Source organism: Erysipelothrix larvae, assembly GCF_001545095.1.
Lineage (GTDB): Bacteria > Bacillota_I > Bacilli_A > Erysipelotrichales > Erysipelotrichaceae > Erysipelothrix > Erysipelothrix larvae.
This window is the reverse complement of sequence record NZ_CP013213.1, coordinates 296,259-307,773: the sequence shown is the minus strand read 5'-3', so window position 1 is coordinate 307,773 and position 11,515 is coordinate 296,259. Positions and strand designations below refer to the sequence as shown.

Genomic DNA, 11,515 nt, shown 5'->3' with positions numbered 1-11,515 from the left:
ATACAATAGGGCTTGCGCCCTATTGTTTACGCAAGTTTTGCGTTTTTTAAACCTTCAATCACTTCTTGTTCAGACATGACGTTTTGGATTGGAATTACGTGTACTCCTTTTTCTTGTGCACCTTTGAATAAGTGTACGAACGTCGGTGATGTAAATACAACATCATACATTGTAGCTGAAGATTTTCCTTCAGATATTGATGTATGGTGCATATTTGTTATTTTAAGCCCCAACGTTTTCATTGCCTTCTTAACCGTCATACTAAGCATTAAACTTGTTCCGGATCCATTTGCACATGCAACAAGTATTTTCATTTTTGCCTCCTATTATTTAGCTTTCATTTCAGCGTATTTATCATAATCTTCTGTAATTAAGAAATATCCTTCCGGATCTGCTTTATATTGAAGCTGAGGGATTGCGAATAGAATCAACGCTACAACTGCAACACCAGCATAGCCTAAGAAGTGTAGAATGTATGTAAAGATTGGCCATACCGTTGCCCAGTCAAACATACCTAAGTAACCACCATATTGCGCAAGTCCTACGGATGTCGCAATGAGTGCAGAACCAAACACTTGGAGTAATCCAGAGGTGAATGGGAAAATCATTGCTGCTTTCGATCCACCACGGTTGTTTGCGAATACACCGATTGCAGCATTGTCAAAGAATACTGGTATAAATCCTGCGATAACAATCGTTGGTGATTTCAGTAAAATGAGGAGTCCAATTGCTAAGAATTGTCCTAAAGCACCAAACATAAAGCCAATGGTTACAGCATTTGGTGAACCAAAGCCAAAGGTTGCAGCAACATCAATACCTGGTACAGCACCTGGTAAGATTGTATTTGAAATCCCTTGGAATGATTGAGTAAGCTCACCAACGAAGGTACGAACACCCAGTTGTAAGATTGCAAGGTAAACGGCAAAGTTAAGCGCTGTCTTTAAGATATAGAAGAAGAAACTGTCTGCTTGTTTCATAAATTCAGCAGCTACTAAATAATCTTTACCCAATACCAACAGAATGATTCCAAAGAAGAATAGCATCAGAATTGAAGTCGATACCATGTTTTCTTGGAAGATTGATAAGAATCCTGGTAACTCAATGTCTTCAAGACGTTTCGATGTTTTCGTACGTGTTTTTTCAGCTAATTTCGCAAAGATTGCTACCCCAAACATTTGTTGGTGAGCAATCGCAAAGCCAGCTCCTTCCGTTAGTTCTTGACAGATATCAACTGTAATATTTGATCCAACGGCCCAATATAACCCCAGTAAAATTGACATAACAACAAGCATTGGTGTTCCTGTAAGTTCAGGAATTGCCCATAGAATCAACCAAAATGCAGTTGCAGCTTGTTGAATTTGTACGTTCCCTGTCGTAAACACGGCACGCATCTTAGTGAATTTCTTAAGTCTTACTAAGAGCAAGTTAACCACAAACGCAATCAACAATAACCACATGACATTGGTGAACGTTTGATTGAACGTTGCTTCAATCCCTGCATCCACAGCATTTTGACCAAAGTATGGATCGATAACCATCGCATTCAAATTGAAGCGATCTTTCAGACCTACCAAGATTGGTCTAAAGTTATTAACTAACCCCCCAGACCCCACTTGCAAGATCATGTATCCCACGGTTGCTTTTAAGAACCCCGCTAGCGATTCATACCATGGTTTACGAAGTAAAATGTAACCAATTAACACAATGAATCCGATAAAGAAGTTCGGTTGTGTTAAGATGTTGGTCATAAAATATTGCCAAATTCTTACAAAGATTTCCATATATTTATTCTTCCCCTATTATAAGTTATATGTATTCGCGATTGTTTTTAAGTCTTCCAATGACTTTGTTTCTTTCAAGGCTTCCACAACATCTTCATTCATGAGTAGTTCCATAAGATCTGTAATGTTTTGAAGGTGTTGATCTGCGTCTTCAGCTGCCAGTGTAAAGAACAATTGTGCATCCTTAATTTCTCCATTATCATCAAAGAGTACCGGTTTTTCAACTTTCATAAATGCGATCCCAGTTTTAAATACACCTTCTCCTCCTTGTGTAGAATGCGGCATTGCAATTCCTGGTAAGATTACAATATAAGGACCGTGTTCGTGAATATTATCCACAATGGCGTTCTCATATTGTTCATTGATATATCCTTGATTCCTTAATGTGTTACATGAGGCACGTACCGCTTCTTCCCATGTATCGAAAGAATCATAAAATGCTACTAACCCATCATTAATGAACTTGCTAATCATAAGATTGACTTAAAGGGTACGTTTGGTTCATCTGTGAAGGCATCTTCAAATCCACGACGATAATGATATTCTCGTTTATCCTTATCAACGGGCCAAACAAATTTGCCACCCACATCCCAAATAAATGGTTTGAATTTATATTGAAGCGCATATTTTTTTGCTTCATATAGCATTGCAATTTCTTTTGGATCTGCTTTAAAGTTTGTCCACACATCATAATGCAGTGGAATGAGCACTTTACAATCCAAGGCTTCTGCCATTCTCAATAAGTCAATTGATGTCATTTTATCTTGGTTTCCAATTGGGTTTTCCCCAAAAGAACCAAACGCAACATCAATATCTGGATAATCATTGCCATGTTTTTTGAATTGAACACTGTAATGTGAATCCCCTGAATGATAGACTGTTCCTGCTGGCATTTTGATGACATAGTTTACGGCTTTTTCATCCATATTATCTGGAAGAACACCGCGTATGTCTTCATCCGCTGTGACTAAACACGTTCTATCAAAACTATCCACTACATGAATTTCAGTGTCTTTAACTTTAATGACATCCCCTGGTTTCACGACCACACACCGTGACGCTGGAACACCATATCCAAGCCATTTATTCACACTTTCTTGAGGCCCAATAAATGGAACTTCTTCACTGATGTTCTCAAGTACCGCTGCTGCGAAAAACGGATCAATATGATCATTATGATAATGTGTTGATAGCACTGCATCAACATGTGTTACTGCAAATGGATCAAACACGATTGGTGCTGCACGTAGATTCGGTTGTGTCATACGACCACCCGTCATGTTTCGCATTTGATGGAATGGATCCATCTCTTTTTTCTTCTGTGTCCGTTTTCCATTTCCAAACCATAAGTCGATTGCGATATTTGTATTATTTTCTGTTTTGAACCAAACACCCGTACATCCAATCCACCACATCGCAAACGTATTCTTATCGACTACTGTTTCATCGATTTCTTCGTTGAGCCATGTTCCCCATTCAGGAAACGCACCCAGAATCCATGATTCTCGAGTTATATCTTTTATCTTTGGCATTTTGAATACCCCCTCCTTTACACCCTTAATTTAATCTATTTTCACTGTACCTACAATGGATTTTTATGAACGATTTCATTTATTAATGATTGATTGATAGATAATTTCTATTATTTGAACAATCACACCAATTTTATGAACAATTCGAAATAATTAACCATTGATTCACTGAAAAGTACATGATATTCTTTAGATAATAAGGGGGGCGTTTTACATGTGGTTCATCAAAAAACATCTAAAACTGATTGGAAAGAGTCTTCTTTACCTCGGTTTTCTTTTTGTGATATTTACGCTATGGACATCACAAAATTCTACGTTAATGAAAGGGGTTCTTACCTTAATCATGGTCTTTGTTCTTATGTCCAATATCCTTTATGACTATCTAAAGAAGTTAAATGAAGACCTACAGATTGCATTGGTTGTTGAATGTGACCTTGATAAAGTATCATCGATAATGGAAAGAATAAAACGCTTTGATGTATTTAAAGGCATGAAACCAACGCTCATTTTGACACAAACACTTGTTTATCTTGACGCACATAATCCACAAGGTTGTATCAATCATATTAAAGAACACGAATCATTTTTCACCGGACATCCTGATTACTTATTAATACACTATCATTCATTGTTTAAATCTTATGTTTACTTGGGGGACGTTGATGAGGCGACTGAAAACTATACACAACTTCAACGGTTCAAGCAAACAAGCAAGAAGAAAAATGATATATCTCAATTATATAGTTGGCATGAAATTGACGCAGATTACTACCACATCACCAAATCCTATAAAAAGAGCCTTGAAGCATACAAGGCAGTGGATCTCAAACGCTATAATAATCGCGAATGCATTCATTATTATTATGGACGTGCTTGTTTAGAACTTGATATGAAACACCGATCAAACATCCGTAAATATTGTAAACAGATCGAAGACATCAACAAAGACTCACCCTATATAGGAGCACTGAATGCTTATGATGAAACAATCTAAAGACGTTATCTACAAACGCCGCGATGCTATCTTTCTTGATTTATTGAAACATCGTGATTTATCCGTAACACACCTTTCAAGTACTTATGATGTATCCGAGCTCACCATTCGTCGTGATTTCATGTATTTTGAAAAAAAGGGACTGATTGAACGTTATTATGGTGGTGCACGCCTTCTTGATTATAAAAATACAAGTATCCCTGAGAAAAACCTCTCTATGCTTAAAAACTCAATCGCGAAGGCCGCGGCTGATTTGATTGATTCGGGAGACATTGTCTTTGTGAACACATCTTCTACCGCAATCCTTATCTTAAAGTATCTTGGAGACAAGGAAGTGACCATTATCACAAACAATGGTCAAGCTTCATTGATTCCCTATAAGAATCGATCGAATGTCATCCTTACAGGGGGTGAGTTGACACCACCCAAAGACTCAATGACGGGTGATTTCGCACTGCAAATGATTTCCCAAATCAGAGCAACTAAAGCAATCTTAGGATGCAGTGGGTTTTCAATTGAACAAGGGATGACAACATCGGTCCGACGCGAAGTCGCAATCAATCAGATGATGATTAGTAATTGCCGTGGTCGGCGTATCTTAGTGGTAGACCATGGAAAAATTGGGCAAGAGGCAAATTACAAAACAGGCTCAGTACACGAGTTTGACTATCTTATAACCGATCCTTTTGCCAATGATGAAGTAGTCCAGGAAATTGATGAACAAACCGGTATTAAGGTGATTAAAGCAGACTTAATTTCTTATTAAAATAACGAAAGGCCCGCAAATTGCGAGCCTTTTTTGTTTTACTTAATAATGATTGAACGTAACTCTTTGAGTCGTTTATCAAATGCTTTAAATGTTTCATTGACTGCAGTTGGTTCAGTCATATCAACTCCAGCTTCTTTAAGCACATCAATTGGGTACTTGCTGCTTCCCGATTTAAGGAAGTTTAAGTAAGGTGTCACATCGCCACCGTTGTAGATGTGTTCACTAAACATCGTCGATGCTGAGAACCCTGTTGCATATTGATATACATAGTAGTTGTAGTAGAAGTGAGGGATGCGTGACCATTCATGACGAATTTCAGGCGTGCTGATTGCATCACCATAATAGAACTTGTTAAGGTCATAATAAGTATCTGCTAAGAAATCCGATGTTAATGGGGTTCCTTCTTGATCCTTCACATGAATAATATGTTCAAACTCTGCAAATTGAGTTTGACGGAATACCGTTCCCTTGACCGTGTCTAAGTAATGATTCAATAAGTAAGCACGGATTTTTGGATCCGTATATTGATCCAACAAGTAATTCAACAGTAAGTTTTCATTGGTTGTTGATGCAATCTCAGCCAAGAAAATTGAATAGTCACCATAAATGTACGGTTGATATTTACGTGTAAAGTATGAGTGAACAGAGTGTCCTAACTCATGCGCAAGGGTAAACATGTTGTCAATGTTTTCTTGCCAGTTGAGCAAGATGTAAGGGTTTGTTCCATAGACACCAGATGAATAAGCACCACTGCGTTTCCCTTTATTCTCAGTCACATCGATCCACCGTTCAGAGAATGCTCGCTTAAGGACTGAACGATATTCATCGCCTAACACACCCAATGCTTCAAGAATAATTTCTTGAGCTTCATGATATGTAAACTTAAGGTCAACATCTTCAACCATTGGTACATAGATATCATACATTTGAATATCATCAACCTTTAAAGCATCTTGTCGCAAGGCAACATAATCATGGAGTAGGCCAATATTTTGATGAACACCATCAATGAGGGCATCAAATACTGATTCATCAATATGATTTGAGAACAACGCAGCATGACGTGCTGAGTTAAACCCACGCAATATTGCTTTAAAGTTTTGACCTTTAACATTGCCGGTTAATGTACTCGCAAGGGTATTTTTAAGTTTTCCATAAGTTTCATGAATTCCCAAGAATGCTTCTTTACGTACATTACGATCTTTACTCTCCATAAAGAGTGCATAACGACCATGTGATAATTGCGCATCTTCGCCGTGTTCATCCTTGATGGTTGGGAAGATAATGTCCGCGTTATTGAGCATTCCAAATGTTTGTGAAGGGCTTGAGAACACTTCTCCAGCACCCGCTAAGATTTTTTCTTCTTTTTCACTTAAGATATGTTCGCGAGACTTAAATAATTGATCAAACTGGTGTTTATAAAGGGATAGCCCTTCATTTGTTTCGAGATACTCACGCAATACTTTCTCATCAATTGATAACAGTTCTGTGTCATAAAATGAGAAATTTGCACTAAACTTCGCAACCAATGACATCACTTTGCCACTCATTGCTTGTGCTTGGGGGTCGGTTGTATCTACGTCAAAATTTAAATGAGCATACACATACAACAGCTCCAAACGATGACTTAAATCATCTCTAAATTTCAGTCCTTCAAGAAGACTGGCGGCACTTTTACCTAAAGTACCTTTATAGTTGGCAATCTTATCCATTTCTGAAACCACTGCATCAAACGCATCGTTCCATGCTGCGTCGTTTTCGAAAATTGGCGTCAGATCCCAAGTATCTTCAAGCTTCACATCTTTACGTGAAGGTAATTCTTTCACATTTGCCATGTTTCATATCTCCTTTTGTTCCTTAAGCTCAATTTTACCATATTTCTGTAAAGAAGTATTTATATGAGCGACAACAAATTAGATATGTTTATGAAAACATGCACAAAGTTTCATAATAAGACCTTAACTTTGTGAGTGGGATATTGTCATTTCGCGGTTTTCATAAAATTTTAGTGACAGAAAGTAAGAAACCCCAAGCGCAGCTAACACCAAACACCCTCCGATGACCACAATCAGCCACAGATGGCTGGCTAGAAATGCGAGGGTTTGGATGCTCATAACTTGCGATAACAGATAGGAAGAACCCACAATTAAGGCCATCATTGTTACCATTAATAGGTAGGTATACGTCTTTGCTTTTATATACCCAACTTTAAAGAAGATGGGAAGTTGTGTCGCTTGCATCACGATAAACACCCCCAGTAATCCTACAAATATCGCGATTGTTTCAGTATGATTCATGGGAATCTTAAATAGCCATGAAAACACATATGCCACACCAAGCGAGCACAATGCACCGATAAAATTCATCAATAACATCCAAAGATATCGCCCTTGAACTACGTGTTTTTTATCAATGCCACAAATGATATATAAGGTATCAATACCATTTTGATCTCCTACCGCAAATGGGTAACTAACATAGATAGTGATAAACATCATCATCATTGCCATTGATGCACTGATTGATTGATTACTGAATGCGAAAAATCCAGCAATCCCTAAGTAAATCATGATATTTTTAAGCGTTAAGAATGGTTTGATTGTAAGAAAATCGAGTTTAATAAAATTATGAATTGCTTTCATGTGTACCTCCACGGTTAAAGAAAATAATAATCTGGTCCAGTGTGATGGGTTCAATCAATAACCCATTTGAATTTGATGAAATCTTTTCGATAAGCATCATACATTCAAATCCTGTCGAATGTTTCTTAAGTCCAATTAATGTACTTGCATCAAGTCCCTCAAGATCATCCAATCCCCCCTTAACAATCACATACCGTTCTAGAAGATCTTGTGTTGGACCAGAATATAGGATCGAACCATTTAGAATAAAGACAATGTTATCCGCGATCGCCTCTAAATCTGACGTAATGTGGGTTGAAAATAGGACTGTATGTGCTTCATCGCATACAAACTCTTGCAATAAGTCACACACTTCTTCACGTGCTACAGGATCAAGTCCACTGGTTGGCTCATCAAGAATTAAAATTTTCGCTTCATGGGATAAGGCCACAGCAATCATCAATTTCACACCCATACCCCGTGATAGTTCTTGAACGCGTAAGGACGTGTCTATTGAAAAGCGTTTTAGATAATTGAAGAAGCAGGTTTCATCCCAATTTGAGTAAAATAAGGAAAACACCTGATTCACTTCTACCATGGTCCATTCCTTTACAAGTGTGGGCGAATCCATAACCACCCCAATCTCTTGCATATACGCTACATCTTTTGAAGAAATCGTCTTGCCTAAGACCTGAATTTCTCCCCCATCTGCTTTTATCATTGACAGCATTGATTTGATTGTCGTTGTTTTCCCAGAACCATTTGGTCCAATAAACCCGGTGATGTATCCCCTGGGTACTGTAAAAGACACCGTGTCTAAGGTAAATGTTTTAAAGTGTTTTGTTAGGTTTTTGACTTCAATAGCATTACGCATCATGACTCTCCTTCATAATTGTTCTCAGTATTTCTATCAATTCTTCTTCTGAACATTGAATCCTTGAAGCCAATTCAAACGCTTCAAAAAAGTGAGCTTCTATTTGTCGCATCGTATTTTCATAATTAATGCTTGGATTGATTGGCAAGACATAACAACCCTTTCCTTGAACATTCACAACATACCCTTCAGATTCTAAGTCTTTGTATGCCCGTGTTGTCGTGATGACACTGATTTTTAAATCTTTGGCCAATTGTCGGATCGAAGGCAAAAGATCATCCGCCTGCACATCCCCAGCTAATATTGCTTCAATAATTTGTTGTTTGATTTGTTCATAGATTGGCACTGAAGACCGATTTGATAGTACAATTTTCATAAATTCACCTCTGATGTATATACACATATATACAGTATAATCACTTACGCTCTTTGTCAAGTACTAATTTAAAAAAACTGCCCTAAGGCAGCTCGTTGATATATTGGTCAAGGATATGTGCAATCCCATCTTCATTGTTTGTTAAGGTAATGAGGTCTGCGGACTTTTTCACTTCATCCACAGCATTTCCCATTGCGACACCAATGTTTGCATATTGAATCAATGCTAAGTCATTATGACTATCACCAAAAGCAATGGTTTGACTTTGGTCAATCCCATACTTATGCAGAACTGAATCTAAGGCAAACGCCTTGTTGACACCTTTACTTGTGAATTCAATAAAGAATGGTGAAGAAAACGCGACGGTCATGTCATCCTCAACGGGTTCTTTAAGTGCATCATACATTTCAATGAGCTCATCAGGATCTCCAGAAATCAGGATTTTATAGACCGGAAAATCTACGTAGGTTTTCAAATCTACTTCCATAACTTTTAAATTACAAACACGAGCTTCATTTTTTATAATATTTCCATAAGTACCATTAATATTTACATCCTTAGGGTATGCATCATTCACAAGCAAATACTCACCCTTCACTACCATCGGAATGACATCAAAATCTTCACAATGCTTTAAGAACTTTTGTGCAAGTTCTGGTTCAACTGTATTTTCATAGATTACTGTATCTGATGTACAATCGGTAATGCATGCACCATTATAGGATGCAATCAACCCTTGATGATGTTCCAATCCTAACGTCTTTGAATAATAATGCATTCCAGGTGTTGGTCTACCTGATGCTAAAACGACTTTAATACCCTTCTTTTGTGCTAACTCTAACTTTTGCTTTGTACGATTACTAATTGTGTGGTCACTTTTCGCCAGTGTCCCATCTATATCCAAAATAATTGCTCTAATATCCACTTCACTCACCTCTTTGTACATTATACGTGAAACGAAACAAGAGTCCACATAAGTTGGGATACTTTCAAAAAAATATCACAAATACCCCCTAACACAACCAACCCTTTGAAATCTTATTTCTTTGCAATAGCTATGGAAACCCTTTCAATAATAAAGTATGATTAATATGAATAATTTGGAGGAAACAAATGTCTCAATATACAAAAATGATTTCACAACAACTTTATGATCCTGCGGATCAGCAACTTGTAAAACTACGCGCTCATGCACGCTCGCAAATACACCAGTTCAATCAGTCACTGGATCGTGACCAAAGAAAAGCCTTGCTTAAAGATTTCCTAGGAAATATCGGGGAACACATTCTAATCGAACCACCCTTTCGATGTGACTATGGGTTCAATATCCATATAGGCGAAAACTTCTTTGCGAATTTTGGATTCACAGTCCTCGATTCTGCCCTTATCACCATTGGAGATAACTGTCAGTTTGGACCAAATGTATCCCTTTATACACCCATTCACCCACTTACCCCCCATGCACGAAACACCGGCATTGAAGGCGCAAAACCCATCACCATTGGTGACAATGTTTGGCTTGGTGGAAGCGTTACTGTAAATCCAGGTGTAACCATTGGCAATAATACAGTCATTGGTTCGGGTTCCGTTGTAACCAAAGATATTCCAGATAATGTCATTGCGGTAGGAAACCCTTGTCGTGTCTTACGCCAAATTACTGATGAAGACACACACTATTGGGACCAACACGTCGAAGAGGCTCAAGCCTCATCGCAAAATGAAACACAGTGAACCCTTGATTTCATGCTATACTTAAGATAATAAGTATGACAAACACCCATTATTACCGGTGAGTACGACGTTTTCGCGATGTCAGACAGCATCATTCACAGTGACATCACCATTAATATCAAGAATACAAAGATTGGAGTATCAATAATGATTGAACTATGTCTTGCAGGAATTGTGATTATTAGTATCGGTTTCATGCTTTTTGAGTGCTTTAGAAATAAACGCTTTAAAACATTACTCATTTATATTCTTTGTATCGCAATTTGTGGAGGTATTGGTGGAATCTATTTCCTTGTTCAACCAAAAATCCAACAAAAAAGCGCACTGAACACATGCAACAAAAATACCTTAGGTCAACCTCAATATGGAACTTCCTATCAAGTTGGTGAATCCAAAACCATTCTATTTGAAGATGCATTTTATCTTGATGGATCACAACACTGCTCACAACTACAATTCACAATCGATCTCATTCAATATAACAAGTCTGCCAAGCAACTTAAGAAAAATGTTATTAACATTCAAGATCAATCCGGAGTTGTCTCAATCCTTGACAACCTATCATCGGTATACATTCAAAATGGACTGATGGAGGTCGATGTTGACTTTGTCATCCTTGATACATCCCAAGAAGAACCCGTCCGTTTACATGTACGTGGTAAATATACCTTCTCTGAATCAGACTTTACATTACTTGAGAAACGACTTTTCTAACATGAAAAAATTCCTCGAAACGGGGATTTTTTTGACTTAATCATAAAAATATTTTTGATTGACATAAATATGTTCCCACTTTATAATATTAGTATATGAACACATGCTCATATACTAATATAA

13 protein-coding genes are annotated in these 11,515 nt (G+C 37.6%); 4 read left to right on the top strand and 9 right to left on the bottom strand.

Annotated elements, in window-relative coordinates:
- Nucleotides 1–26: 26 nt before the first annotated feature.
- From AOC36_RS01500 to ulaG, 4 genes are read right to left on the bottom strand one after another with little or no spacing between them, the layout of a single operon-like run.
- Nucleotides 27–314 (bottom strand): PTS sugar transporter subunit IIB, encoded by a 288-nt coding sequence (locus AOC36_RS01500; protein WP_067630427.1) that lies wholly within the window; start codon nt 312–314, stop codon nt 27–29.
- Nucleotides 315–326: 12 nt separating this feature from the next.
- Nucleotides 327–1,781 carry a PTS ascorbate transporter subunit IIC gene (locus AOC36_RS01495; protein WP_067630424.1) on the bottom strand — a complete coding sequence of 485 codons (1,455 nt, stop codon included), beginning with the start codon at nt 1,779–1,781 and terminating at the stop codon, nt 327–329.
- Nucleotides 1,782–1,799: 18 nt separating this feature from the next.
- Nucleotides 1,800–2,255 (bottom strand): PTS sugar transporter subunit IIA, encoded by a 456-nt coding sequence (locus AOC36_RS01490; protein WP_067630421.1) that lies wholly within the window; start codon nt 2,253–2,255, stop codon nt 1,800–1,802.
- Nucleotides 2,252–3,313 (bottom strand): L-ascorbate 6-phosphate lactonase, encoded by a 1,062-nt coding sequence (ulaG, locus tag AOC36_RS01485; protein ID WP_067630418.1) that lies wholly within the window; start codon nt 3,311–3,313, stop codon nt 2,252–2,254. The genes AOC36_RS01490 and ulaG overlap by 4 nt, the downstream gene beginning before the upstream one ends.
- A gap of 214 nt (nt 3,314–3,527) precedes the next feature.
- Between ulaG and AOC36_RS01480 the strand changes: the two genes are divergently transcribed.
- Together AOC36_RS01480 and AOC36_RS01475 are read left to right on the top strand one after the other, a co-directional pair.
- Nucleotides 3,528–4,307 carry a hypothetical protein gene (locus AOC36_RS01480; protein ID WP_067630415.1) on the top strand — a complete coding sequence of 260 codons (780 nt, stop codon included), beginning with the start codon at nt 3,528–3,530 and terminating at the stop codon, nt 4,305–4,307.
- Nucleotides 4,294–5,073 carry a DeoR/GlpR family DNA-binding transcription regulator gene (locus tag AOC36_RS01475; protein ID WP_198401188.1) on the top strand — a complete coding sequence of 260 codons (780 nt, stop codon included), beginning with the start codon at nt 4,294–4,296 and terminating at the stop codon, nt 5,071–5,073. The genes AOC36_RS01480 and AOC36_RS01475 overlap by 14 nt, the downstream gene beginning before the upstream one ends.
- Before the next feature lie 38 nt (nt 5,074–5,111).
- Here AOC36_RS01475 and pepF read toward each other — a convergent pair whose 3' ends face one another.
- The 5 genes from pepF to AOC36_RS01450 form a co-directional block, all read right to left on the bottom strand.
- On the bottom strand, nt 5,112–6,911 hold the full coding sequence (pepF, locus tag AOC36_RS01470; RefSeq protein ID WP_067630408.1) for an oligoendopeptidase F: 1,800 nt from the start codon (nt 6,909–6,911) through the stop codon (nt 5,112–5,114).
- A gap of 123 nt (nt 6,912–7,034) precedes the next feature.
- Nucleotides 7,035–7,718, bottom strand: a complete 684-nt coding sequence (locus tag AOC36_RS01465; protein WP_067630403.1) for an ABC-2 transporter permease — start codon at nt 7,716–7,718, stop codon at nt 7,035–7,037.
- Nucleotides 7,702–8,571: an ABC transporter ATP-binding protein gene (locus AOC36_RS01460; RefSeq protein ID WP_067630400.1), complete on the bottom strand. Its 870-nt coding sequence runs from the start codon at nt 8,569–8,571 to the stop codon at nt 7,702–7,704. The genes AOC36_RS01465 and AOC36_RS01460 overlap by 17 nt, the downstream gene beginning before the upstream one ends.
- Complete coding sequence (locus AOC36_RS01455; RefSeq protein ID WP_067630396.1) at nt 8,564–8,947, bottom strand: GntR family transcriptional regulator; 384 nt, start codon at nt 8,945–8,947, stop codon at nt 8,564–8,566. Before AOC36_RS01455 ends, AOC36_RS01460 begins: the two co-directional genes overlap by 8 nt.
- Before the next feature lie 82 nt (nt 8,948–9,029).
- Nucleotides 9,030–9,872: a Cof-type HAD-IIB family hydrolase gene (locus AOC36_RS01450; RefSeq protein ID WP_067630393.1), complete on the bottom strand. Its 843-nt coding sequence runs from the start codon at nt 9,870–9,872 to the stop codon at nt 9,030–9,032.
- 188 nt (nt 9,873–10,060) lie between these two features.
- On the opposite strand from AOC36_RS01450, the gene AOC36_RS01445 reads away from it, so the two are divergent.
- Nucleotides 10,061–10,678 (top strand): sugar O-acetyltransferase, encoded by a 618-nt coding sequence (locus tag AOC36_RS01445; protein ID WP_067630392.1) that lies wholly within the window; start codon nt 10,061–10,063, stop codon nt 10,676–10,678.
- Between the two features lie 78 nt (nt 10,679–10,756).
- Nucleotides 10,757–11,392 carry a hypothetical protein gene (locus AOC36_RS01440; RefSeq protein ID WP_067630389.1) on the top strand — a complete coding sequence of 212 codons (636 nt, stop codon included), beginning with the start codon at nt 10,757–10,759 and terminating at the stop codon, nt 11,390–11,392.
- Nucleotides 11,393–11,515 lie beyond the last annotated feature (123 nt).

What these genes read in the sequence shown, in the direction of transcription:
- AOC36_RS01500 (WP_067630427.1), bottom strand. Translation starts at nt 314, where the DNA reads ATGAAAATACTTGTTGCATGTGCAAATGGATCCGGAACAAGTTTAATG.
- AOC36_RS01495 (WP_067630424.1), bottom strand. Translation starts at nt 1,781, where the DNA reads ATGGAAATCTTTGTAAGAATTTGGCAATATTTTATGACCAACATCTTA.
- AOC36_RS01490 (WP_067630421.1), bottom strand. Translation starts at nt 2,255, where the DNA reads ATGATTAGCAAGTTCATTAATGATGGGTTAGTAGCATTTTATGATTCT.
- ulaG (WP_067630418.1), bottom strand. Translation starts at nt 3,313, where the DNA reads ATGCCAAAGATAAAAGATATAACTCGAGAATCATGGATTCTGGGTGCG.
- AOC36_RS01480 (WP_067630415.1), top strand. Translation starts at nt 3,528, where the DNA reads ATGTGGTTCATCAAAAAACATCTAAAACTGATTGGAAAGAGTCTTCTT.
- AOC36_RS01475 (WP_198401188.1), top strand. Translation starts at nt 4,294, where the DNA reads ATGAAACAATCTAAAGACGTTATCTACAAACGCCGCGATGCTATCTTT.
- pepF (WP_067630408.1), bottom strand. Translation starts at nt 6,911, where the DNA reads ATGGCAAATGTGAAAGAATTACCTTCACGTAAAGATGTGAAGCTTGAA.
- AOC36_RS01465 (WP_067630403.1), bottom strand. Translation starts at nt 7,718, where the DNA reads ATGAAAGCAATTCATAATTTTATTAAACTCGATTTTCTTACAATCAAA.
- AOC36_RS01460 (WP_067630400.1), bottom strand. Translation starts at nt 8,571, where the DNA reads ATGCGTAATGCTATTGAAGTCAAAAACCTAACAAAACACTTTAAAACA.
- AOC36_RS01455 (WP_067630396.1), bottom strand. Translation starts at nt 8,947, where the DNA reads ATGAAAATTGTACTATCAAATCGGTCTTCAGTGCCAATCTATGAACAA.
- AOC36_RS01445 (WP_067630392.1), top strand. Translation starts at nt 10,061, where the DNA reads ATGTCTCAATATACAAAAATGATTTCACAACAACTTTATGATCCTGCG.
- AOC36_RS01440 (WP_067630389.1), top strand. Translation starts at nt 10,757, where the DNA reads ATGTCAGACAGCATCATTCACAGTGACATCACCATTAATATCAAGAAT.